Origin of the sequence: Streptomyces shenzhenensis (assembly GCF_021462265.1) — a bacterium.
In the GTDB taxonomy this organism is placed as follows: Bacteria; Actinomycetota; Actinomycetes; order Streptomycetales; family Streptomycetaceae; genus Streptomyces; species Streptomyces shenzhenensis.
In genome coordinates, this window is the sequence record NZ_JAJONF010000037.1 from 1 (window position 1) to 23,733 (window position 23,733).

The following is a 23,733-nucleotide window of genomic DNA, read 5'->3' on the forward strand; positions in this document are numbered from 1 at the left end:
CTGCTGCGGGTCCATGCTCAGTGCCTCGCGCGGCGAGATGCCGAAGAAGCCCGCGTCGAACCCGCCGGCGTCCTGGAGGAAGCCACCGTCGCGGACGTAGGTGGTGCCGCTCCGCTCGGGGTCGGGGTCGTAGATGCCGTCGATGTCCCAGCCGCGGTCGGCGGGGAACGGGGTGATCGCGTCCAGGCCCTGGTCCACGAGGGCCCACAGGTCCTCCGGGGAGGCGACGCCGCCGGGCAGCCGGACGGCCATGCCGACGATCGCGACCGGGTCGTCGTCCACGGGTGCCGTCGCCACCGGCGCGGGGCCGGACCGGTCCTGGCCGCCGGTCAGTTCGCCCAGCAGGTAACCGGCCACGGCCCGCGGGGTCGGGTGGTCGAAGGCGAGGGTGGCCGGGAGCCGGAGTCCGGTGGTCTCCATCAGACGGTTGCGCAGCTGGACGGCCTGGACGGACGTGAAGCCCATCTCCTTGAAGGCCCGCTCCGGTACGACACCGCTCGGCGCCGCGCCCGTGACGTCCGCGGCCGCCGCGCCGACCGCGTCCAGCAGCCGGGGCAGCCGGTCGCCGTCCGCCAGCGCGCCGATCTCCGCGCGCAGTTCGTCGGCCCGGCCCGCGTCCGCGGCGACCTCCGAGGTGTCGATGAGGCCGCGGAGCACGGCGGGCACGGTGTCGCCGTACAGGGTGATGGTGTCCAGCCGCAGCGCGGTGGCCGTCGGCTCGTCCGTCATCAGGGCGGCGTCGGTGGTGGCGAGCAGGTCCCGGCGGGACAGCGTGCCCACACCCGCGGGCAGCGGCCGTACGGACGGGGTCGGGGTGTCGTCCTCGGCCCACGGCCCGACCGACAGCGCGACGGCGGGCAGTCCGCGCTCCCGGCGCCGCAGCGCCAGGGCGTCGCAGAACGCGGCGAACGCCGCCTCCTCCGGGTCGCCCGCGGTGCCGAGGGTGCCCGACGCCGTGGTGAGCAGGACGTAGGCCGCCGGGGTGGCGACGGTCCCGTCGTCGAGGAGGTCCTCCACGGCGAGGGCGCTCGCCGCGGCGGATGCGAAGGACCCGGAGGCGGCGTGCACGACCGCGGAGACGGGACGTCGTACGGCGGTGACTGCCGCGCCGAGTGCGGGGCGGTCGCCGGCGGTGATCGCCGCCACGGTGACGGACGCGCCCGACTCCCGTGCCTCCGAGGCGAGTTCGGCGACGGACGGGTCGTCCTCGCCGCGCCGGCCGACGAGCAGCAGGTGCCGGGCACGGTGTCCGGCGACGAGGTGCCGGGCGACAGCGGCTCCGGCCGCGGTGTCGGCGCCGACGACGACCACGGTGCCCGAGGCGGGCAGCGCGGCATCGGCGCGGTCGGCGATCGTGAGCCGTTCCAGGGCCGGCGTCAGGAGGCTGCCCGACCGGACGGCGAGCTGCGGGGCGCCCGCGGCCACCGCCGCGCCCAGCAGCCGGCCGGCGGTGTCCGCCGGGTCGTCCGTGTCGAGGTGCACCAGCCGGTCGCCGGTCTCCGCGCGCAGCCCCAGGACCAGTCCGGCCACCGCGGCCTGCGCCGGATCGGGGCGCTCGCCGGACCGTACGGCCGCACCGCCCCGCGTGACCACCACCAGCCGTGCGGCCGACGGGCGTTCGACGGCGGCCCAGTCCCGCACGCGTGCGGCCACCTCGGCCACCAGCGCGGCCGGGTCCGCCGGCTCGGCGGCCGGGGAAGCGGATGCCACGGGCAGCACCGTCACGTCGGCGGGAGCCGGGGCGGCGCCCCGGCTCCCCACCGACGGCACCGGCGTCCACTCCGTGCGGAACAGGCTCTCGTGGGAGCCGCTGCCCGCCGCGCGCAGCCGGGCCGGCCCGTCGAGGAGGACGTGGCGGGTGACCTTGCCGGAGCGGGTGCGGGGGATGCGGGTCACCTCGTAGAGCTCCTCGGGGACCTTGAAGTAGGCCAGGCGCTCCCGGCAGGCGGCGAACAGCGCGTCGGTGTCGAAGCCCTCCGGGCCCGGCACCAGGAAGGCGACCGGGACCTCGCCGAGGACGTCGTGCGGGCGGCCCGCGACGGCGACGTCGGCCACCCCCGCCACCGAGCGCAGCACCTCCTCGATCTCGCCGGGGTGGATGTTCTCGCCGCCGCGGATGATGAGGTCCTTGATCCGCCCGGAGATGGTGAAGTAGCCGGCCTCGTCACGGCGGGCGAGGTCACCGGTGCGGTACCAGCCGTCGCGCAGCGCCCGCTCCGTCTCCTCGGGGCGGTTGTGGTAGCCGGCCATCACGTTGGGGCCGCTGACCCAGACCTCGCCCTCCGCGCCGGCGGGCATGTCCTGGCCGGTCTCCGGGTCGACCAGCCGCACGTTCAGACCGGGCACCGGCAGCCCGCACGAGCCCTCGACGCGGACCCCGCCGGGCCAGTTGACGGTGATGGAGCCGCAGGTCTCGGTGGACCCGTAGGCGTCCAGCAGCGGCACGCCGAAGGTCTCCTCGACCGAGCGGTGCAGCGCCGCCGATGTCACCGCGCCGCCGACCAGGCCGATCCGCAGGTCCGGCGTCCGCACCCCGCGCTGCCGCGCGGCCTGCACCAGCTGGTGGTACAGCGTGGGCACGCCCGCCAGGACCGTCGGGGACTCCTCCCGCAGCGCGGCGAGGACCTCCTCCGCGGAGTAGCCGTCGATGATCCGCGCCGAGGCGCCGACCGCGGTCACCGTCAGCACGCACGCGATGTGCGACAGACTGTGGAACAGCGGCAGCGGCCACAGCACGCGGTCCTCGGGGGTGAGCTCGGTGACCGGCGCGTAGCAGGCGGCCACCGACCACAGGCAGTTGCGCTGCGTGGACAGCACGCCCTTGGGCTTCCCGGTGGTCCCGGAGGTGTAGAGCATCCAGGCGACGTCGTCCAGGTCCAGGCTGTCCCGGGCCGCCGTGACCGGCTCGGTGCCGGCCAGGGTCTCGAAGGACACGGCCCCGGCCGGCGGACTCCCGGTGCCGGTGACGACCAGCCGCGGGTGGGCGGCGCCGCCGAGTACCCGGGTCACCTGCTCGGCGTGCGCCGGGTCCGTGATGACGACCCGCGCGCCGCTGTCGGCGAGGAAGAACGCGAGTTCCTCGTCGGAGGAGTGCGGGTTGAGCGGCACTCCGATCGCGTCGGCCCGGGTGATGGCGAGATAACTCTCCACGGTCTCGACCCGGTTCCCGAGATGGATCGCGACCCGGTCGCCCGGATGCACGCTCAGCCCCGCCAGATGCCCCGCGAGCCGCCGGGTCCGCAGTTCCAGTTCCGCGTAGGTGACCTGACGCTGGGCATCGGCGAAGGCGGTCTTGCGGCCGAAGCGTTCCGCGTGTCCGACGAGAATCTCCGGCAACGGCCTGATGAGTTCCGTGCGCAGCATCCGATATCACTCCTCGGGAAAAGACGAGCCGCATATGAAAGCGCCTCAAAAATTCTTGCGTGCGTGCCGGAGCCGGGATCCCCTAACAAATCCCCTATGCCATCCCTGAGTTACGGGTCGCTCGGCCCGGTGCGGGTCAGTGCCAGCCGAAGAATTCGCGATAACCGGGCACCTGTTGTTCGAGCATGTGGATTCCGTGGTGGACGGGCCGGCCGAGCGCGGCGGCGGTGCGCAGCAGCGCGGTCTCGTGCGGCTTCATGACGACGTCCGCGACCACGGCGTCGGCCCGTACGTCCGCCGGATCGAGCGGCAGCGGATCCGCCGGGCGCATGCCGAGCGGGGTGGCGTTGACGACGACGTCGGCGCCCGCGAGGTCCTCGGGTCCCGCGGTGTGCGCCCTGCCGGGCCAGCGGTCCGCCAGCCGGGCGAGCAGCCCGGACAGCCGGGCCGTGTCCGGATCGCGCAGGGCGACGCGGGCCGCCCCGGCCGCCAGCAGGGCCGCCGCGACGGCGCCGCCCGCGCCGCCCGCACCGGCCACGAAGACGTGCGCGTCCCGCACCGGCCGGCCGGCGGCCAGCAGGCCGCGGACGAAACCGAGCCCGTCGAAGTTCTCGGCGTACAGCCGGCCGTCCACCCGGCGCCGTACCGCGTTCGCGGTGCCGGTGACCGCGGCGGTCGGCCCCAGTTCGTCGACCAGGGCGCAGACGGCCGCCTTGTGCGGCACGGTGACCAGCAGACCGTCCACGTTCCCGGCCCGCATCAGCCCGCGCACCACCTCGGCGAGCCCGTCGGGCCGCACCTGCACCGGGACCAGCACGGCGTGCGTGCCGAGCCGGGCGAACAGGGGGTTGAGCAGGCCCGGCGCCCGCACCTGGGCCACCGGGTCGCCGAGGACCGCGTACAGCCGCGTCGTCCCCGAGATGTCCGGGCCGGTCATGAGACACCCCCGCACGCCGCCCCGAGCGGGGCGCCCGGGCCCGGAGGGACCGCCGTCCCCACCCTCCATGGGTAACTACTTGTAACAGAGGGAACGACGCTGGCACCATGGAGGCGCCGAGAAGGAGGCGGACCATGCCGCAGACGAAGACACGGGACCTGGGTGGCGTCGACACCGTCGACGAGATCGTGGTGGAGGCCTGCCCCGTCCGTGAGGTGCTGGACCGGGTGGCGGGCAAGTGGAGCATCCTCATCATCGTGGCCGCCGCGCGCGGCCCGGTGCGCTTCACCGAGCTGGAGCGCTCGATCGACGGCATCAGCCGCCGGATGCTCACCCTCACCCTGCGCAACCTCGAACGGGACGGCCTGCTCAGCCGCACCGTGTTCGCGACGGTGCCGCCGCGGGTGGAGTACGAACTCACGGACATCGCACGGGAACTGCATCAGTCGCTCCTCTCGCTGACGGACTGGGCGGAACGCCATCGCGCGACCATCTCCGCCGCGCGGGTCGCCTACGACGCGGAGCGCCTCACCGAGGAGGGCTGAGCCCGCCGCCGGCGCCGGTGCAGCGTCATGGACCCGAGGTCGGCCGGGAGGTCCCTGCGGCGCTTGACGTCGAGCTTCCGGTAGACCCGGGTCAGGTGCTGCTCCACGGTGCTGGAGGTGACGTAGAGCTTCGCGGCGATCTCCCGGTTGGTGTAACCGAGCACCGCGAGGTGCGCGACGCGCCGCTCCGACTCGGTCAGCCGCGGCTCGTCCGTCGCCCGGGACGCGGCGGGAGGCGCGGGGTCCGGTACGGCGAGCAGTTCCTCGCCGAGCGGCACGGCCCCGCAGGAGACGGCCAGATAGCGGGCCCGGCGCAGGGTCGTCCTGGCCCGGGAGCTGTCCCCGAGCGCCGAGTACGCCCTGCCCAGATCGGCCAACGTCCGTGCCTGCGCGTACTGGTCGCCTGTCTCCTCGAACAATTCCACCGCCTCCAGCAGGAGTTGGGGCCGCCGCTCGGGAGCGCTCACCGCGGCCAGCATCCGCAGGCTGCGGCCCCGGCCGCTGCCGTCGGCCGTGTCGGAGCGGGACAGCTGGTCGCGTACCAGCCGGCGGGCCCGGTCCTCGTTGCCGAGCCGCAGCCAGGCCTCCGCGGCGCTGGTCCGCCAGGGCACCGGCGCGGCGATCTCCAGCCCCAGGGACTGCACGAGCTCCCCGCAGGCCAGGAAGTCCGACAGTCCGGCGTACGCCCGTTCCGCCGCCAGATGGTGCAGGCCGCGGGCGTGCAGGTAGTACAGGCCGTAGCGGCTGGCGAACATCGCCTCCGGCGGCGCGAACGCCAGCTGCCGCCGGCCCTCCTCGAAGGCGCCGGACCGTACCGCCGCCGTGATCAGCGTGCCGAGCGGCAGCCCGACCGCCACGCCCCAGGCGGGCGCCGGCAGCAGCGTCAGCGCCTCCCGGGCGCCGCGCAGCGCCCCGGCCAGATCGCCGCGGTGCAGCAGCGCCTCCGCGCGCAGCGCCCCCAGCAGGGCGTGCCACACCGGAGCCGATGCCGGATCGCCGTCGGCGAGCACCGCGCAGTGCTCCAGTACGGCGTCCGGCAGGCCGGCGTCGAGCAGCGCGAGCAGCGCCAGGCCCGCGGACTCCTCGGCCCAGGGGCCGCCGCCGTGCGGGCGCAGATTGCGCAGGGTCTGCTCCACCCAGTCCGTCCGGTCGCCGACCCGGCCGCTCACGAACAGCTCGGCCAGCGCGCCCGCGGTGGCCAGCCACGGGTCGCCGCCGGACAGCGCCACCGGGCCGCGCTCCGCCGCCGACGGACCGCCCGCCCACACGGGCGCTGACGCCGGGCCGCGCCGGGCCAGCCGGGGGTGCGTGAACGCCAGCCAGGAGTCCAGGTCCCGGCTCTCCGCCCGCAGCGCCGGATCGGCCGCGGCCGCCTCCCGCAGCCGGGCGAGCGCCGCCTCGGCGTCGGCCTGCCGGCCGTGCCAGAGCAGCCGTCGTATCAGACCGGGCAGCCGGTCGCCGGGCAGCTGCCCGGCGCGCATCGCGGTGAGCAGCGCGGGCAGCCGTCGCTGGGCGAGGGACGGGTTGAGCCGCCACTCCGCCTCGGTGAGCCGGTCCAGTACGGCGGCACGGTCGGCCGGGTCGGCCGGACCGGCCTCGTGGGCCAGTTCGCCGTACCGGGCGGCCTGTTCGTAGCGGCCCGCCAGCAGTTCGTGTTCGGCGGCCTCCGCCAGCACCGGGACCGCCCACTGCGCCACCTGCTGCCGGGACCCGGCGAGGTGCCGGGCCACGGCCGAGGCCGGCTCGCCCAGGGCGTGCAGCAGTCCGGCCGCCCGGAGGTGCAGGGCCGCGCGTTCGGCGCCGCCGGCCGTGCCCGCCACGACCGCGGCGGCGACCGGGTGCGGGAACCGGCCGTCGCGCAGCACCCCGGCCGCGGTCAGCCGGGCCAGGGCCCGCTCCACCTGGCGGGTGCCCGGCTCCCGGTCGAGCCCGGCGAGCTGGGCCACCCGGTCCGGGCTGCCGTGCTGGCCGAGCACCGCGAGCGCACGGGCGATCCGCACCACCTCGGGGTCCCAGCGCCGCAGCAGGTCGGCCACGGCGGCGCCGTAGCCCTGTTCGGTGACGGGGGCGGTGACGGGGGCGGTGACTGGGGCGGGGGCCGAGGCGGGATCCGGCCCGTCCGCCGGGCCCGGCACCCCGGCGAGGTCCGCCGCCCCGCCCCGCCGCCAGTCCTCCGCGAGCGCCTCCAGCAGCAGCGGGATCCCGCCGCTGAGCCGGTGGAACCCGGCGGCGATCCGCGGGGTCCGCGCACCGGCCGCGAGCCGTTCCTCGACGAAGCGGAGCGTGCCCGCGGCCGACAGCGGCCCCACATCCAGCCGGCGCACCCGCGGATCGGCCACCAGCTCCGCCGCGAACGGCGAAGGGGAGCGGCTGTCGTCCCGGCGGGCGGTCGCCACCAGCAGGACCGGCGAGGCACCCAGCCGGCGGGCCAGATACGACAGTGCCTGCACGGAGGCCGGATCGGCGTGGTGCAGATCGTCGACCGCGATCATCAGCGGGCTCCGCGCCGCCGTCCGCAGGATCCACCGGCAGAACACGTGGACGTCGGGCACCTGGTCCTCGCCCGGCGCGCCCGGCACCGGCAGGCTGTGCGCCAGCTGGCTCAGCATGCCGCCCGGCACCTCGCTCTCCGAAGGCGCGCAGGCCGCCCGCAGCGTGACCATCCCGGCCCGCTCGGCGTGCGCCACCGCCTCACCCAGCAGCGCGGTCCGCCCGCCGGCCGCCACTCCCTCCAGGAGCAGCACCTGGCCACGCCCGGCCAGGGATTCACCGACCAGGGACCGGATCAGTGCCTCGTGGTCGTCTCGCTCGAACAAACGCATGAGTATCTCCACAGCAATCCAGGTACGGGGCCGCGGGGACCGCGCCTACCGGCCACCCCGGAGGTTCGACGCCTGTCAAGCTAGGGAGCGGCGAGGTGCTGTTTCAAAGGGCTCTGAGCGAGGAGTGGACCGGCGGTTACCGGCCGGTGGGCAGGGGCGCCCGGCGTCGTCGGACAGTGGGCGGCAGCGGACACCGGCCGCAGACGGACCCCAGGAACACGGCGGACTTCACGAGGAACGGATCCGGGAAGGGGCCGCCCCGGCGCCTGTCAGGCCGGTGACTTCGCCTCGTGCGGCCGACGCAACGGCAGCAGCCACTGCGGCCGGCCCGAGGGCGCGAACTCCTGGGCCACGCGGTAGTAGTACTCCGCGGCACCGGTGGCGCCCCGCTCGCGGGCCCGCTGCCCCGCGTCGAGGAGCAGGGCGCCCACGCGGCCGGAGACGTCGCCGTCGGGACGCCGGGCCACCGTGGCGTGGTGCACCGCCCGCCGGCAGTGGTGCAGCACCAGCGCCGGCGACCGGTCCGGCTCCCGGGCCAGCCAGCCCGCGGCCCGCAGATGCTTGTCGGCGCGCACGGCGTGCGGCAGCCGGGCGTACGCGGTCTCGGCTATCAGGTCGTGCACGAACTGGTACTCCACGGCGCCGAGTTCGGGGCAGCGCCGGCAGCGCCGCACGAACCCCCGGCGCTCCAGCGCGTCCAGGCCGTCCCGGACCCCGCGTTCGTCCGTGTCGCCCAGCGCGGCCAGCTCCCGGTCCAGGAAACTGCCCTCGAACAGCGAGGCGTCGTACAGCAGGGCCTTCTCCGCCTCGCCCAGGGTGTCGAGGCGTGCCGAGACGATCGCGTGCACCCCGGGCGGCACCGGGACCCGGCCGCCGAAGGTGCCGGCCCGCGCGGCCCCCGGCACCTCGCCGTCGCCCGTGACGGCGCGCGCGAACTCCAGGGCGAACAGCGGATTTCCGCCGGAGCGCTCCGCGAGCGTCGCGTGCAGTTCGGTCGTCCGGCTGTCCCGTGGGGCCGGCAGCACCTCCTCCAGCAGGGCGTCGACGGCGGGGCGCGGCAGCGGTTCGAGGGTGACGGTGGTGGCGTTGCGCAGGCCGCCGGACCGGTAGGCGGGGCGGTCGGCCAGTTCGAGCCGCCCGGTCACCACGACCAGCAGCGGTACGTCGGCCACGGCCTCGGCCAGCTCCACGGCGAAGGCGAGCAGCGCGTCGTCGACCCGTTCGAAGTCCTCCAGGACGACCACGAGCGGCTCCCGGGCGGCCAGTTCCGCCACGAACCGGCGCCAGGCCACCAGCATCGAGTCGTCCTCGGCCGAGGGCAGCGGCCGGCACGCCGAGCCGCCGGGACGGCTGATCAACCGCCGCAGCCCGTCGGACAGCTGGGCGGCGACAGGGCCCGGTCCGACGAGTTCGGTCACCGCGTCCCGCAGCCGTCGGTCCCGGCTCAGCTCCGGATCGGCGTCGGCGACACCGGCGTAGGCGCGGACCGGTTCGGCCAGCGAGACGTACGGCTCCTCGGGGCGCAGCGCCCGGTTGGTGCCCACCAGGCAGCGCGGCCCGCCGCCGGCCGCCAGCCGGCGCCGGAACTCGGCCATCAGCCGGCTCTTGCCGATGCCCGGCTCGCCGAGCACGGTCACCAGGTGCGGCCGTCCGCTGCGCCGGACCTCCTCCGCCCACCAGGCGAGCTGCTCCAGCTCCCGGTCGCGGCCGACGAACGGCGGCTCGCCGCGGGTGGCCGGTGCGGCGGGCGCGGACATCGTGACGTCATGGCCGCCGGCGGTCGTACGGGAGACCTCGAAACCGAAGCGGTCCCCGCACAGCCGGCGCGTGGTCTCGCACACCCGGACCGCGCCCGGCGGCGCCTCGAAGAGCATGTCGAGCCCGGTCTGGAACAGCTGCCCGGTGACGCCGAACGGCGAACCGGCCGTCCCGGCCCCGGACATCGGCGTCCGGCCGGAGGACCCGGCCACCCGTGCCTCGGCAGGGGCCCCGGTCACCCGTGCCTCGGCGGAGGCCCCGGTCACCCGTGCCTGGCCCGAGGCGCCGGACACCAGTGTCTGGCCTGCTGCCGCGGACGTCACCGGGTCACCCGTGGCGCCGGTCACCAGTGCCTCGCCGGAGGCGACCGCGACCCGCAGCCGGAAGCCGGCGCCGGTGTGCCCGGCCAGCTCCACGGCGGTGCGGACCGCGCGCAGCGCGTCGTCCTCACGGACCCGGTCCGCCCCGAACACGCACACCGTCAGCGGCCCCAGCTCGCCCTGGCCGCACCCGCCGGCCCGGACGGCGCGGTTGCGGACGACGGTACGGGCCTGCGCGAGCAGCTGCTCGACCACCTCGGGGGTGGTGGTGCCGGCCGGGATCTCGGCGCGCACGAAGACGGCCGTCACCTGCTTCTGCTCCTCGCCGCCGACGGGGGCGGCGGGCGGTGCGAAGGCCGCGGCGGCGGTGGTGGTGGTGCGGCGCCGGGACGGCTCCGTCTCGCGGCGGCCCGCGGCAGTGCGGCGGACCAGCGCGGGGGAGGGGGCCGCGGCCTTCGGCGGGGATGGCGTGCGCGGGCCGGGGGCGTGCGGGGGCGCCGGGAACCCGGTGAGGCGGACCGCGGCACCGCCGGTGGGCAGCAGCGCCGGGTCGTGGTCGAGGATGGCCCGCTCCAGCTCCTGGAGTTCGGGCCCCGGGTCCAGCCCCAGCTCCTCCACCAACGCGGCCCGGGTGCGGCGGTACGCGCCGAGCGCCTCGGCCTGACGGCCCGACCGGTACAGCGCCGTCATCAGCTGCCCGCACAGGCGTTCGCGCAGCGGCTCGGCGCTGACCACCGCCTCCAGCTCGCTGAGCACACCGAGATGGTGACCGGCGGCGAGCGCCGCCTCCATGCGGTCCTCCAGCACGGTGAAGCGGTCGTTCTGCAGGGCGGTCAGCTCCGGCCAGTCGTAGCCGCCCTCGGCCAGGTCCGCCAGCGCCGGCCCGTTCCACAGGGCGAGGGCCCGGCGCAGCTGGTGGTCGGCCTCGTCCCAACGGCCGAGCGCCAGCGCCGTCTGGCCGCGCCGGGCCAGCTCCCGGAACTCGCACAGGTCGACCACGGCCGGATCGGCCCGCAGCACGTAGCCGGGCGCGTGCGTGACCAGCAGCTGCGAGCCCTCGGCGCCCAGTCCCTCGGCCAGCGCCCGGCGCAGCCCCGACACCGCGTTCTGCAGGATCTTGCGCGCGGTGGGCGGCGCCTCCACTCCCCACAGGGCGTGCAGCAGCCGGCCCGTGGAGATCACGTCGTTGGTGTGCAGCAGGAGATAGCCGAGGGTGGCGCGCCGGCTGATCCCCCCGAGCGGGATCGGGGTGTCGTTCCGCAGCACGTGCAGGGGGCCGAGCAGGCGAAACCTCATCGGAGACCGAACTTTCCTCGCGTTCACGGTTATTCCCCGGTTATCCGGATCACGGTGACTGTAGCTGGCACGAGTTGGTTCCTCAACGGCCGGACAATAGCGGGATCCGACCTCGGGAAATTCGCCGGTCATTTGCTTCAGAATTTGTAAAGCGCTGACATTCCTCTGAGATTGCCGACGGCTGTCGGGGCTCCCGGAGGAATGCCGGCGCCGCATGCCGGGCGCCGGACCGGGTCCACGGGCGCCGGGCCATGCCCCGAGCGCGGGAGAGCGTCCTCAGCGCAGGACCGCGTCCGAGGGCAGCACGCTCTCGGACAGTTCCGCGGGCTTGCGCACCGTGAGGTCCGGCTCCGCCGCCAGCAGTGCCGCCTCGTCCGTCTCGCCCCACAGCGCGGCCACCGCCGTGACGCCCGCGCCGCGGGCCGCCGCGAGGTCCGTCACCGCGTCGCCGACCATGACGGCCTCGCCGGGTCCGACGCCCAGCAGACGCAGGGCGCGCAGCACGATGTCCGGCGCCGGCTTGGCGCGCGGGACCTCGTCGGAGCCGATGACGTGGTCGAACAGGTCCAGCACACCGAGCCGCGCCAGCAGCGTCCGGGCCCGCCAGCCCGCCTTGCCGGTGGCCACCGCGGTCCCGATGCCGCGCTCGCGCAGCTGCCGCAGCAGCTCCTCCACCCCGGGGAACAGCGTGACCTGGTCGGCGAGGCGGGTGCTCTCCCGGACGAAGGGCTCCTCCATCTCCGGCGGCAGGCCCATGATCCGCATGATGTCCGGGAAGTAGCGGCCCAGATGGCGGTTGTACTCGGCGAACGGCGGCTCACCGGACCCGACGACTTCGCGGTAGGCGTGGGTGAACGCCTGCCGCATCACCCCGAAGCTGTCGACCAGGACCCCGTCGAGGTCGAAGACGACCGCTCGCGGCGGCACGGGCAACGGCCGCTCCGGCAGCTGGTGGTCGGACGGGTCCGGGGCGGGCAGCGGCCGGGGGGCCGCCGAGGCGTAGAGCCGCTCGATGGCGTCCACGGTCCGGCGCGCCTCGCGGATCGCCGCGCCGCGTGCCCCCGGGTCCGCCCAGCGCGTCGCCAGGTCGTCGAGCAGCCGGCCGTACTCGGCGCCCACCGGCTCCTCGCCGACCGGCACCGTCTCGACCTCGCCGTCGCGGGTCAGGGTCAGGACCGGGCCGCCCTTGCGGTCGGGGCTGAAGCCGAAGGTGCAGGTGAGGCTCACCGTGCCGGCGCTGCCCTCCACGACGACGGTGGTGACGTCGCTCGGCTGGTGCGAGGCCCAGCTCGCGGTGAGGGACACCGACAGGCCCGGGTCGGTCACCAGGAAGCCGCGGGCGGTGTCCTCGACGTCGCCCCGGCCGCCCAGGGGGGCGTCCCGGCGCCAGCCCGCGCGCAGCCGGGGGTCGCTGATGAAGTCGTCCGAGACCGACCCGACGACGTGCCGGAACGGGCCGGGCGGCAGCAGCGGCGCCACCACGTCCAGCAGGTGCCAGCCGAGGTCGACCAGCGCACCGCCGCCGGACAGGCTGCGCCGGGTGAACCAGCCGGCGCCGTCCGGGATGCCGCGTGCCCGCACCCAGCCGACGGACAGGTGCCGCAGGTCGCCCACGGTGCCCGCCAGGTCCAGCAGGGCCCGCACGTCGGCGCGGAACCGTGCGGCGCTGCCGGCCAGCAGCGGTGCGCCGCCCACCGCCTCCGCCGCGGCCAGCCGGTCCACCTCGGCCGAGGTCAGACAGACGGGCTTCTCCACGAAGGCCGGGACCCCGGCCCGCAGGACCGTCTCCGCGACCGGCGCGTGCAGATGGTTCGGTACGGCCACGACGGCCAGGTCGACCGCGTCGGCCGGCAGGTCCGCGACCGAGGCGAACGCCGGCAGGGTGCCCCCGCCGGCCGCGGCCCGCGCCCGCGGGTCGGGGTCGACGACCCCCGCGACGGTGAACGCCGGGTGCGCGGTGAGCCGGGGCAGCCAGATGGAGCGCGCCGCCCAGCCCGAGCCGATCACCGCCACCCGGATCGGGGGCGTGGTCCGCCCGGTCACAGCGAGCCCACCGTGTCGGCGACGATCTCGGCGATCCGGTGCATCTGGTCCTCGGTACCGAGCAGGGTGCGGTGGTGCAGCCAGACGGTGTCCGCGTAGACGGCCTCCGTGACGGGGCACCGGGCGGCGAGTTCGTCGACCGAGGCCCGCGGGGCGCCGGTCTCCCAGAAGCCGGGGCAGCGGTAGATCGCGCGGAACGCGGCGAAGGCCGGCAGGCCCCGCTCGATCAGCTCGTCGACCAGCAGGTTGCGGCGCTCCTCGGTGATGCCGGGGACGCGGAACATCATCATGTAGTGCGGGTCGCGGTCGCAGCGTTCGTCGCGGCTCTGCGCCACCACGCCGTCGATCTCGTTCAGCAGCCCGGTCAGCAGCGGCGCCCGCTGCTCACGGGTCTCTATCTGGCTGTCGAGCCGGGCCAGCTGGGCACGCAACACGGCGGCGGAGAACTCGTTCATCCGGAAGTTGGAGCCGGAGGTCTGGTGGAAGTAGCCGCGGTCCGTCGGCGGACGGCCGCAGCTGTGCCGCAGGAAGGCCTCCTCGTAACGGCCCTGATCGGGGAAGGTCACGGCGCCGCCCTCACCGGCCGTCATCAGCTTGCCGTTCTGGAAGCTGAACGCGGCGACCGAGCCGAACTCGCCGACCCGGCGGCCCCGCCAGCGGGCGCCGTGCGCGTGCGCGGCGTCCTGGACGATCGGCACCCCGCTGTCCGCGGACAGCTTGTCCAGCGCGTCCATGTCCGCGACGTGCCCCGCCATGTGCACGGGCATGATCGCGGCGGTCTTCGAGGTGACGGCCCGCTCGGCGGCGGCCGGGTCGATGCACAGCGTGCCGGGGTCGATGTCGACGGGCACCGCGACCGCGCCGAGGCGCTGCGCGGCCTGGGAGGAGGAGATGAAGGTGAAGGCCGGCACGATCACCTCCGTGCCGGGGCCGACGCCGAGGATCTGGAGGGCGAGCTCCAGGGCGTGCGTGCCGTTGGTCACCGCCAGCGCGTGCTCGGCGCCGTGGTACTCCGCGAACTCGCGCTCGAACGCCGTGACTTCCCCGCCGCCCATGCGCCACCACTGCCCCTGCTCCAGGGCCCGGCCCAGGGCGACGCGCTCGGCGTCGTCGAACTGTGGCCACTCCGGGAATTTCGGAAGCTCTCGGGAAACGTTCACAGTCCCAGTCCTTCTGCTCGCTTCAGACGCGTTCGGTGCAGAAAAGCTAACGCGGGAATTCAGTACGTCCCCACCCCTACCACCCCCCTGAATTACCGCGACTTGTCCCCGATTCCGGCGTGCCGGTGGCTGCCGCCGACGATAATGAATTCACCGGAACATGTGAATTCCGTCGACGTGTCGATCGAAAAGGGTGAGGTCATGAGCCGACTGCTGCTGGTCAACGGCCCGAATCTCGGCATTCTCGGACGCCGGGAGCCGGAGATCTACGGGACCGACACCCTGGCGGACGTCGAGAAGGCGGTCGCCGAGGAGATCGCCGTCAAGGGCTGGACGCTCACCAGCGTCCAGGACGACTCCGAGGGCGCGCTCGTCCGGGCGGTCAACGACCACCCCGACACCGTCGGCGCGATCGTCAACCCCGGGGCCCTGATGATGGCCGGCTGGAGCCTGCGGGACAGTCTCGCCGCCTATCCCCGGCCCTGGATCGAGGTGCACATCTCCAACATCTACGCCCGGGAGAGCTTCCGGCACGACTCCGTCCTCGCCCCCCTGGCCCGCGGGGTGATCGTCGGCCTCGGCACCTACGGCTACCGGCTCGCGGCGCGGGCCCTCCTGGAACTGGCCGAGGAATAGGGCCTGCCGCGAAAGTGCCGTCCGCCGCGCGACGCCCGGCACGCTCCGGCGGAGGGGGTGCCCCACCCGCCGCACCGCCCGAAAGCCCGGGTACGCCCAGTACGCGGACTTCCGGGCGGCACTCCCCCCAGCCTTCGGCCGGGGGGACCCCAAGAGCACGCACCGGACGCCGCGCGGCCGCCCTTCGGGCGACGACGCCACGTTCGCAACAGGCCCCGGCACAGCCGGCGGCCGGGGTCCTGACGCGGTGTCAGGACCCCGGCCGCCGTGGTGCTCTCGCCCGCTCAGTCACGCGGCATGGCCGCCAGGCAGTCCCTCACGGCCCCTTCCGGCACATCGCCCACGAGCTCCGCGCCGGCGGGCCCGTCCAGCACGAACGCCAGCCGGCCCGGCGCACCGGCCGCGGCCTTCTTGTCCCGGCGCATCAGCGCGATCAGCCGGTCCGCGTCGGCGGCCGCGGGCAGCCGCCACGGCAGCCCGTAGTGCCGTACGACGTCGAGGTGTTCGTCGACCCGGGCCGCGCCGATGCGGCCGAGGACGCCCGCGAGCCGGCCCGCGAACACCGTGCCGACGGCCACGGCCTCCCCGTGCCGCAGGCCGAACCCGGTCTCCGTCTCCAGGGCGTGGCCCAGGGTGTGGCCGTAGTTGAGCAGATGCCGCCGGCCCGTGTCGCGCTCGTCCGACGAGACGATCTCGGCCTTGCGGCGCACGCTCGCCGTGATCTGCTCGACCGTGCCCAGGCCGCGCAGGTCGCCGGCGCCGATGAAGTGGCAGCGGGCGATCTCGCCGTAGCCGTTGCGCCACTCACGCTCCGGCAGGGTGCGCAGATGGTCGGTGTCGCACAGCACGGCCAGCGGCTGCCAGTACGCGCCGACCAGGTTCTTGCCCTCGGGCAGGTTGACGGCCGTCTTGCCGCCGGTGCTCGCGTCCACCTGGGCGAGCAGCGAGGTCGGCAGGTGGATGACGGACACGCCCCGGTGGTAGAGGGCGGCCGCCAGACCGACGGTGTCCGTGGTGGTGCCCCCGCCGCAGGAGACCACCACGTCGTCGCGGGTGAGCCCCGCGTCGGCGAACTGCCGGCACAGCGCCTCGACCGTCGCGAGCGTCTTGTTCTCCTCACCGTCCCGCGCCTCGACCAGCCGGTACGGCACGCCCGGGTCCGGCACCAGATCCGCGGGCCGCGCCGAGACGATCACCGCCCGTCGCGCCCCGGACCGCGCGACCACCTCCGGCAGCCGCTCCCGGACCCCCGCTCCGATGGTCACGTCGTAGGAGCGCGGCCCCAACTCGACGCGGACCACCGCGGCGCCGGCGCCCTCGGCCTCCGGCCGCGTGCCGTTCACCGTTCCCGTGCTCATGCGCGCTCCCCGGCGGTCGTGGCCGGCACCTGGTCCGCGGCGAGCCGCGTGCGGACCGTGAGCGCCGCGGCGGCGCTCTGCGAGACGGGGATGCCGAGCCGGTCGTGTGCGGCGGCGGACTGGGCGAACACGAGATAGCGCTCCGGGAGGCCGCATCCGGGCCGCTGCCGCCGGATCGTCTGCCGGGTGCGGTGCGCATACCTCTCCAGCGCGGCCGTCAACCGCGGGGCCGGCGGCTCCGGTTCGGCCGGGTCCGCGCCGGCTGCCAGCTCCACCCGCCGCCACGCGGACAGGCCGGCCGACCAGCGCTCCCAGCACTGGAACAGGAATCCGGCCCGGCCGGACGGCTCGACCAGCTCGGCCAGCGCCCGCAGATGGGCGACCGCGAGGTCGTAGGCCTCCCGCGGTCCGGGCGCCCCGTCCGGCCGTACCGAGAGCGCGAACTCGCTCGCCACCGCGGCCAGTTCGTCCGTCACATCCCGTTCGCTCTCGTGCGGATGGCGCACCGGGCGGTCCACCAGCCGCTCGGCGGACACCTGCCAGCCGGAACCCGGCGCAGCGGCGCGCAGCAGGTCCGTCACCTCGCGCCGGGTGCCGGCCCCGGCGTCGACCCACAGATCGACGGAGCGGCCCGCCGGGTGGTCGTCACGGGAGAAGAAGAAGCACGCGTCAGGGTCGCTCACCCGGACGTGCCGGGCCACGCGGGAGACCACCGGGGGCAGGTCACCGGGGGCGTCGACGCCGCCGTAGAGGGAGACGGACAACCATTGCCGAGCCATAGCGGAATTCACCTCGACCATCATGTCGGGTCATCGTGCGGTTCGGATCCGCCGCCGACAGTAATAATTCCCGGGACGGGCGCGCAATTGAGGACCGCAGAGATCGGCGCACCCGCGGAAACTGAGGGAGTTGTTAGGGGTACGGGTAGGGGATCCCCCCGGAGTTCTAATGGCCGTGTGCATTCGACACTTTCCTTGCCAGCCGCCCCGCAGGCCGCCGGCCTGCCGCGGGAATGGTCCGAGAAGGTCGCGGCGGCCCTGAGCCGGCCGGCGGCCCAGCAACCGCCGTGGCCGGATTCCGGACAGGTACGCTCCGTGTCCGCCTTCCTGGCCACCCTGCCCCCGCTCGTCACCCCCGAGGAGATCCGGGCACTGCGCCGGCAGACCGCCCGGGCCGCCCGCGGAGAGGCCCTCGTCCTCCAGGGCGGCGACTGCGCGGAGACCTTCGACGCGACCCGCGAGCACATCACGGGCAACGCCACCACCCTGCTCAGGATGGCTGCCGTCGTGACCGGGGGCAGCGGGCTGCCCGTCGTCCCCGTCGGACGGCTCGCCGGCCAGTACGCCAAGCCGCGCTCCGACTCCGTCGACGGCCTCGGGCTGCCCGTCTACCGTGGCGACATCGTCAACGCCGCCGTCCCCGACCCCCGGGAGCGCGTCCCGGACCCGATGCGGATGATCGAGGCCCACCGCACCGCGCGCGCCACCCTCGACCAGCTCCGCGGCCGCTTCGCCGGCATCCACACCAGCCACGAGGCGCTGCTGCTCGACTACGAACACCCCCAGCTGGCGGTGGACCCCACCGACGGGAAGCTGTACGGCACCTCCGCGCACTTCCTGTGGATCGGCGAGCGCACCCGTCAACTCGACGGCGCGCACGTCGCGTTGGCCGAACTGCTCGCCAACCCCGTCGGTATCAAGCTCGGTCCGGGCACCACCCCGGCGCTCGCCGCCGAGTACGCCGAGCGGCTCGACCCGCGCGCCGAGGCGGGCCGGCTCACCCTGATCAGCCGCATGGGCAGCGGCCGCGTCCGGGACGCCCTGCCCGCCCTCGTCGACGCCGTCGCCGCCACGGGCCGGCAGGTGGTGTGGATGTGCGACCCGATGCACGGCAACACCCGTGTCTCGGCGATGGGATACAAGACCCGGCACTTCGACGACGTCATGGACGAGCTGGAGGGCTTCTTCCAGGTGCACCGGGCGCTCGGCAGCCATCCCGGCGGGGTGCACCTGGAATTCACCGGCGACCGGGTGACCGAATGCCTGGGCGGACCGCGCGCGGTCACCGAACCGGGACTCAGCGGCCGGTACGAATCCACCTGCGACCCCCGGCTCAACGCCGAACAGGCGCTGGCCCTGGCCGACCGTATCGCGCGGTTGTCCGGGAGACAGAGCAGTTCCCGGGACACGGGAACAACGGTGTTCCCGTAAAAGGAACACCGGTGTGCCCGTGTCACAAGAAAGTGCCTTCTTCCGTGCCCGCACCGGGTCACGCATCATGGCTTCTGTAACAAACAATGCCCTATTGGAGGCGAACGGAAATGGGCCAGCCCGCCCCCCGTACGAACAGTCCCTGGCTGACCATTGCCTTACTGTGCATCGGTCAGATGATGATCGTCATCGACCAGAACATCGTCAATGTGGCGTTGCCGGCCGTCCAGAAGGGCCTCGGGTTCTCCGAGGCGAACCTGGTCTGGGTCGTGAACGCCTACGTCATCCCGTTCGGCGGCCTCCTGCTGCTGGCCGGGCGGCTCGGTGACCTGATCGGCCGCAAGACCGTCTTCCTCACCGGGGTCGCGCTGTTCGGCGCCTCCTCCCTGCTGTGCGGCTTCGCGGCCAACGAGAGCTCGCTCATCGCGTTCCGCTTCGTCCAGGGCGTCGGCGGCGCGATCGCGTCCGCCTGCATCCTCGGCATGGTCGCGACCATGTTCGCCGAGCCGCGCCAGCAGGCCCAGGCCCTCGGCGCCTACAGCTTCGCCTCCGCGGGCGGCGGCGCCGTGGGCCCGCTGCTCGGCGGTGTGCTCACCCAGTTCCTCAGCTGGAACTGGATCTTCTTCATCAACGCTCCGATCGGCGCGGTGCTCGTCCTGGCCGGCCTGCGCTCGATCCCGAAGGACAAGGGCCAGGGCCTCGGCAAGGGCACGGACTTCCTGGGTGCCGCGCTGGTCACGGCCGGCATGATGCTCCTCGTCTACACCATCGTCGACGCCGAGAAGGTCGGCTGGGCCTCCGCCCGGACCCTCCTGCTGCTCCCCCTGTCCCTGCTGCTGCTCGTCGGGTTCGTGGTCCGCCAGGCCACGGTCGCCAACCCGCTGCTGCCGCTGCGGCTGTTCCGCTCGCGCGGCCTGACCGCCGCGAACATCGTGCAGTTCATGATGATCGCGGGCATGTTCGGCCTGCTGTTCTTCGGCACGCTCTACGTCCAGCGGGTGCTCGGCTACAGCCCGCTTCAGGCGGGCCTCGGCTTCGTGCCCATCGCCGTGGTCATCGCCGGAGTCTCCCTCGGACTCTCGGCCCGGCTCATCACCCGGTTCGGCCAGCGGCCCATGCTGTACTCCGGAATGGCGCTGATCGTCGTGGCGTTCCTCATGCTCTCCTTCGCCCGTGTCGACGGCACGTACGTGGTGGACTTCCTGCCCGCCAGCCTGGTCATGGGCCTCGGCTTCGGGCTGGCCGCCCCGGCGATGATGGGGCTCGGCATGTCGGCCGTCACGCCCGAGGAGTCCGGCATCGCGTCCGGTCTGTTCAACACCACGCAGCAGATCGGCGGCGCGATCGGCCTCACCGTGCTCAGCGCCTTCGTCTCCTCCCGCACGAACTCCCTCACGGCCGCCGGCGAGAACGAGGCGCACGCGCTGCTCGGCGGCTACCACGTCGCGTTCCTGCTGGCCGCCGGGTTCGTCCTGCTGGCCCTGGTCATCGGCGCGGCGATGCTGCGGACCGGCCCGCGGCCCGCCGGGGCCGGACAGCCCGAGCAGAACGCGGTGACGGACAGCACGGACGTCCCCGTCCCGTGATCCCCGGCGTCCCCGTCCTGTGATCCGCGGATGAGAGCGGCGGAGCCCGGCGAAAGCGCGGGCTCCGCCGCTCTCGCGCGTCCCGCACGGCGCACCCGGGAACGACGGGAGCTCCTGGCAGGCGGGTGGATCCCGCACGCCAGGAGCTCCCGTCACGGCGGCCCTCAGGCACCGATGTCGCGCAGCACCTCCGAGAGTGCCGCCGTGACGGCCCGCTGCTGGTCCTCCAGGTAGAAGTGACCGCCGGGGAACGTGCGCACCTCGAAGGGGCCGGACGTATGGCGCTGCCAGGCGCGGGCCTCCTCCGGGGTGGTGTGCGGGTCGGTGTCCCCGACCAGCACGACGACCGGCGCGGCGATCGCGGCGTCCGCGGCCGAGCGGTAGCCCGCGACCGCCCGGTAGTCGCTGCGCAGCGCGGGCAGCACCATGCCGAGCAGCTCGGGGTCCTCCAGGAAGCGGGCGTCCGTGCCGCCCAGTGCCCGGATGTCGGCGACGATGCTCGCGTCGTCGCGCGGGGTGTCCGTCCCGGCGCGCACCCGGCTCGGCGCGCGCCGGCCGGACGCGAACAGCACCGCGGGGCCGCCGTCGCCCCGCTGTTCCATCAGCCGGGCGACCTCGAAGGCGACGAGTGCGCCCATACTGTGCCCGAACAGCGCGAGCGGCCGGCCCGTGCCGTCGAACCCGGCCTCGGCGAGGGCGTCGTAGGACTGCCGGGCGAGGGTACGGACGTCGTCGACGGGTGGCACCTGCCGGCGCTCCTGGCGTCCCGGGTACTGCACCGCCAGTACGTCGACGGACGGCGCGAGCGCGGCGGCCAGCGGTGCGTAGTACGGTGCCGAGCCGCCCGCGTGCGGAAAGCACACGAGGCCGACCCGTGCGGCGGGCGCCGGGTGATACCGGCGAATCCACTGCTGTGAAGCGGGTGTTGAAACAGGCATGCGTCGTCCCTCCGCGGACCGGGCGTATTCACCGCCAAGATGGCCCGGGAAAGAGGGACCGGCAACCCCTGAATATCCCGGGCCGGGCAACTCCGGTAAGGACAAGGGGGAATTAGGGGTTATCAGTGCCGAACTCCGCTCCCTACGTTGGCCGTAAACCGACGAGAGAGCGGGAGAAAATGGCTACGCGCAGAGCATTCCTCACCTCGGCCGGCGGTCTCGCACTGGCCGCCGTGGGTGCGACGTCCGCAGGGCCGGTCGCGTCCGCGCTGTCCACCACCGTGGGGGACGACGCCTGGGACCGACTGGCCCAGTCGCTCGCCGGAGACCTGGTCCGCCCCTCCGACGCCGGCTACCCCCGGGCGAGGAGCGTCTACCTCGGCGAGTACAGCGCGCTTCGGCCGCAGGCCGTGGCCCGCTGCCGTACGGTCGCGGACGTCCGGGCCTGTCTGCGGTTCGCGCGGGAGCAGGGCATCGAGCTGCGCACCCGCAGCGGTGGCCACAACCTGGCCGGCTGGTCGACCGGCGAGGGACTCGTCGTCGACGTGTCGGCCTTCAGGCAGGTGCGTACCGACGGCCGGACGGTCCATCTCGGCCCGGGTGCCATGTCGATCGAGGCGCTCACCGCGCTGGAGCCGCACGGCGTCCAGATCGTCACCGGCACCTGCCCGACCGTCTGCCCCGGCGGCTTCGTCTCCGGCGGCGGCATCGGCCACCAGACACGCAAGTTCGGCACCGCCTCCGACCGGCTGGTCTCGGCGCGGGTCATGCTGGCCGACGGCCGGCTGGCGCACGTCTCCGAGACGAGTGAGCCCGATCTGTTCTGGGCGCTGCGCGGCGGGGGCGGCGGCACCTTCGGTGTCGTCCTCGACTTCGAGGTGGTCCCCGTCGACCAGCCGGGCGGGGTGTTCTTCGACACCGAATGGCCCTGGGACAAGGCGCAGGAGGTCATCGAGACCTGGCAGCACTGGAGCGTCGCGGGCCCCCACGACCTCGGCTCCGCGCTGCTCGTGGCGCTGCCCGACGCCGCCCCGGGCGCCACGCCCACCGTGCTGCTGTCCGGCACCTTCTGGGGCGACCCCCGCGACCTGGAGAGCGGCCTGGACGAGCTGGCCGCGCAGTCGGGTGCCCGCCCGGTCCGCCGGGAGAGCAGCGAGCTGGCGTACGGCGACGTGATGCGCCGGGTGTACGGTTGCGGGCAGCTGACCGTGGACGAGTGCCATCTCACCGGCCAGAACCCCGACGCCGAACTGCCCCGCAACGGTGTGCTGCGCGAGCGCACCAGGATCTTCGACCGCGCCGTCACCGGCTCCGTCCTGTCCGACTCGCTCGCCGCGTACGACGGCGGCCGGCAGGCCGGGCAGACCCGTTTCCTGTCCTTCACCGCGACCGGCGGCCGGGCCAACGAGCCGGGCCGCGCCGACACCGCGTACTGGCACCGATCGGCCCAGTTCATGACCGGCTTCGCCGCCATGACGGCCGACGCGGCACCGCCCGCGGCCGTGGAGGCCGCCATGACGGACTGGGTGGACCGGGGCTCCGCGCTCCTCGCGCCCGCCTCCACCGGGGAGGCGTACGTCAACTTCCCGGACCCGCGGCTGACCGACTGGCGGCGCGCCTACTTCGGCGACAACTACACCCGCCTCCTCGAGGTCAAGCGCCGCTACGACCCGGCCGACGTCTTCCACCACGCCCAGAGCGTCGGCAGCTGACCGCGCACGGGGGAGAGGCGAACAGTCATATGGACATCTCTTCGTACTCCAGATATCTGGGCATCGACATCGGTGGCACGAAGGTCGCGCTGCGTGTCGTCGGGGACTCGGGGCAGGGCCCGGCCGCCTCCGCCGAGGAGGCCTTCCGCTGGCCGCCCGACGGCGGCCCCGCCGCCGACCTCGCCCTGCTCGCGGACCGCCTGCGGTCGCTGCTGAGCCGCCTGCCGGGCGGGGCCGCCGGCCTGCGGGGCGTGGGCGTGGCGCTCCCGGCGAGCTGCGACGCCGACGGCACGGTGCTCACCTGGCCGGGACGGCCCGGCTGGGCGGGCCTGGGCCTGGTCCCGGCGCTGCACCGGATGCTCCCCGGCGTCCCGCTGGTGCACGCCGACGACGGCGACCTCGCCGCGCTCGCCGAGGCGCGCGCGGCGGGCCGCGCCGACGTGGTGTACCTCGGCGTGGGCACGGGCGTGGGCGGGGGAGTGGTGCACGAGGGGCAGCTGTGGCCGGGCCCCGGGCGCGGCTCCTGCGAGATCGGCCATCTCGTCGTCGACCGGTCGGGACCGCGCTGCGACTGCGGACGCACCGGCTGCGTCCAGGGCCTCGCCTCCGGACCGGCCACGCTGCGGCGGGCCGCCGGACTGCGCGGCGCGCCCGTCGACTTCACGGGTCTGACCACCGGGCTGCGGGCGGGGGAGCGGTGGGCCGTGGACGCGGTCGAGGCGAGCGCCACCGCCCTCGCCCTCGCCGTCGTCGGCGTCGCCGAGCTGGCCCGTCCTGGACTGGCCGTCGTGGGCGGCGGGTTCGGCACCGGTGTACCGGGCTATGCGGCCCGGGTCGCCGCACACGTACGGGAGCTGACCCGTCCCGGAGTGGCGCCCGTGCCGGTGGCGCCGGCCGCGCTGGGCGGACTGTCCTCGCTGGACGGGGCGTTGCTGCTGGCGAGCCAGACCTTCGGGCGGCGGGTTCCGGCACCGCTGTGAACCGGCGGACGGCGACAGCTCCTCGACGACCACGCGAAGGTCCCGCGCCCCGGAAGTCCGGGGCGCGGG

The 23,733-nt window shown here is 74.7% G+C and carries 15 protein-coding genes; 6 read left to right on the forward strand and 9 right to left on the reverse strand.

Annotated elements, in window-relative coordinates; translation table 11 throughout:
• Both LQ326_RS34395 and LQ326_RS34400 read right to left on the reverse strand, forming a co-directional pair.
• Nucleotides 1-3,363: AMP-binding protein (locus LQ326_RS34395; protein WP_234542992.1), on the reverse strand; the 3,363-nt coding region annotated here is incomplete at its 3' end.
• 136 nt (nt 3,364-3,499) lie between these two features.
• Nucleotides 3,500-4,300, reverse strand: a complete 801-nt coding sequence (locus tag LQ326_RS34400) for a shikimate dehydrogenase family protein (protein WP_234542993.1) — start codon at nt 4,298-4,300, stop codon at nt 3,500-3,502.
• 134 nt (nt 4,301-4,434) lie between these two features.
• Between LQ326_RS34400 and LQ326_RS34405 the strand changes: the two genes are divergently transcribed.
• Entirely contained in the window at nt 4,435-4,845 is a 411-nt protein-coding gene (locus tag LQ326_RS34405; RefSeq protein WP_234542994.1) for a winged helix-turn-helix transcriptional regulator, read from the forward strand.
• On the opposite strand, the gene LQ326_RS48045 is transcribed toward LQ326_RS34405, so the two are convergent.
• The 4 genes from LQ326_RS48045 to LQ326_RS34430 all read right to left on the reverse strand — a co-directional run bounded on the left by LQ326_RS48045 (nt 4,812) and on the right by LQ326_RS34430 (nt 14,244).
• Nucleotides 4,812-7,667 (reverse strand): ATP-binding protein, encoded by a 2,856-nt coding sequence (locus LQ326_RS48045; protein WP_268207924.1) that lies wholly within the window; start codon nt 7,665-7,667, stop codon nt 4,812-4,814. The genes LQ326_RS34405 and LQ326_RS48045 overlap by 34 nt on opposite strands.
• A gap of 269 nt (nt 7,668-7,936) precedes the next feature.
• Nucleotides 7,937-11,041 (reverse strand): ATP-binding protein, encoded by a 3,105-nt coding sequence (locus LQ326_RS34420; RefSeq protein ID WP_234542995.1) that lies wholly within the window; start codon nt 11,039-11,041, stop codon nt 7,937-7,939.
• A gap of 276 nt (nt 11,042-11,317) precedes the next feature.
• Nucleotides 11,318-13,084: an HAD-IA family hydrolase gene (locus tag LQ326_RS34425; protein ID WP_234542996.1), complete on the reverse strand. Its 1,767-nt coding sequence runs from the start codon at nt 13,082-13,084 to the stop codon at nt 11,318-11,320.
• Nucleotides 13,081-14,244, reverse strand: coding sequence for a DegT/DnrJ/EryC1/StrS family aminotransferase (locus tag LQ326_RS34430; RefSeq protein WP_234542997.1), 1,164 nt, complete (start codon nt 14,242-14,244; stop codon nt 13,081-13,083). The genes LQ326_RS34425 and LQ326_RS34430 overlap by 4 nt, the downstream gene beginning before the upstream one ends.
• A 201-nt stretch (nt 14,245-14,445) precedes the next feature.
• On the opposite strand from LQ326_RS34430, the gene LQ326_RS34435 reads away from it, so the two are divergent.
• Nucleotides 14,446-14,880, forward strand: a complete 435-nt coding sequence (locus tag LQ326_RS34435) for a type II 3-dehydroquinate dehydratase (protein WP_234542998.1) — start codon at nt 14,446-14,448, stop codon at nt 14,878-14,880.
• A 284-nt stretch (nt 14,881-15,164) separates the two neighbouring features.
• On the opposite strand, the gene LQ326_RS34440 is transcribed toward LQ326_RS34435, so the two are convergent.
• Together LQ326_RS34440 and LQ326_RS34445 are read right to left on the reverse strand one after the other, a co-directional pair.
• Nucleotides 15,165-16,238: a 3-dehydroquinate synthase family protein gene (locus tag LQ326_RS34440; RefSeq protein ID WP_234542999.1), complete on the reverse strand. Its 1,074-nt coding sequence runs from the start codon at nt 16,236-16,238 to the stop codon at nt 15,165-15,167.
• Nucleotides 16,235-17,017, reverse strand: coding sequence for a hypothetical protein (locus LQ326_RS34445; protein ID WP_234543000.1), 783 nt, complete (start codon nt 17,015-17,017; stop codon nt 16,235-16,237). The genes LQ326_RS34440 and LQ326_RS34445 overlap by 4 nt, the downstream gene beginning before the upstream one ends.
• 222 nt (nt 17,018-17,239) lie before the next feature.
• Here LQ326_RS34445 and LQ326_RS34450 point away from each other — a divergent pair, with 222 nt between their 5' ends.
• Entirely contained in the window at nt 17,240-18,448 is a 1,209-nt protein-coding gene (locus LQ326_RS34450; RefSeq protein ID WP_234543062.1) for a 3-deoxy-7-phosphoheptulonate synthase, read from the forward strand.
• Nucleotides 18,449-18,624: 176 nt separating this feature from the next.
• Complete coding sequence (locus LQ326_RS34455; protein WP_234543001.1) at nt 18,625-20,034, forward strand: MFS transporter; 1,410 nt, start codon at nt 18,625-18,627, stop codon at nt 20,032-20,034.
• Nucleotides 20,035-20,198: 164 nt separating this feature from the next.
• Here LQ326_RS34455 and LQ326_RS34460 read toward each other — a convergent pair whose 3' ends face one another.
• Entirely contained in the window at nt 20,199-20,897 is a 699-nt protein-coding gene (locus LQ326_RS34460; RefSeq protein ID WP_308402068.1) for a thioesterase II family protein, read from the reverse strand.
• A gap of 254 nt (nt 20,898-21,151) precedes the next feature.
• On the opposite strand from LQ326_RS34460, the gene LQ326_RS34465 reads away from it, so the two are divergent.
• Together LQ326_RS34465 and LQ326_RS34470 are read left to right on the forward strand one after the other, a co-directional pair.
• Nucleotides 21,152-22,684: an FAD-binding oxidoreductase gene (locus LQ326_RS34465; protein ID WP_234543003.1), complete on the forward strand. Its 1,533-nt coding sequence runs from the start codon at nt 21,152-21,154 to the stop codon at nt 22,682-22,684.
• 29 nt (nt 22,685-22,713) lie between these two features.
• Entirely contained in the window at nt 22,714-23,664 is a 951-nt protein-coding gene (locus LQ326_RS34470) for an ROK family protein (protein WP_234543004.1), read from the forward strand.
• Nucleotides 23,665-23,733 lie beyond the last annotated feature (69 nt).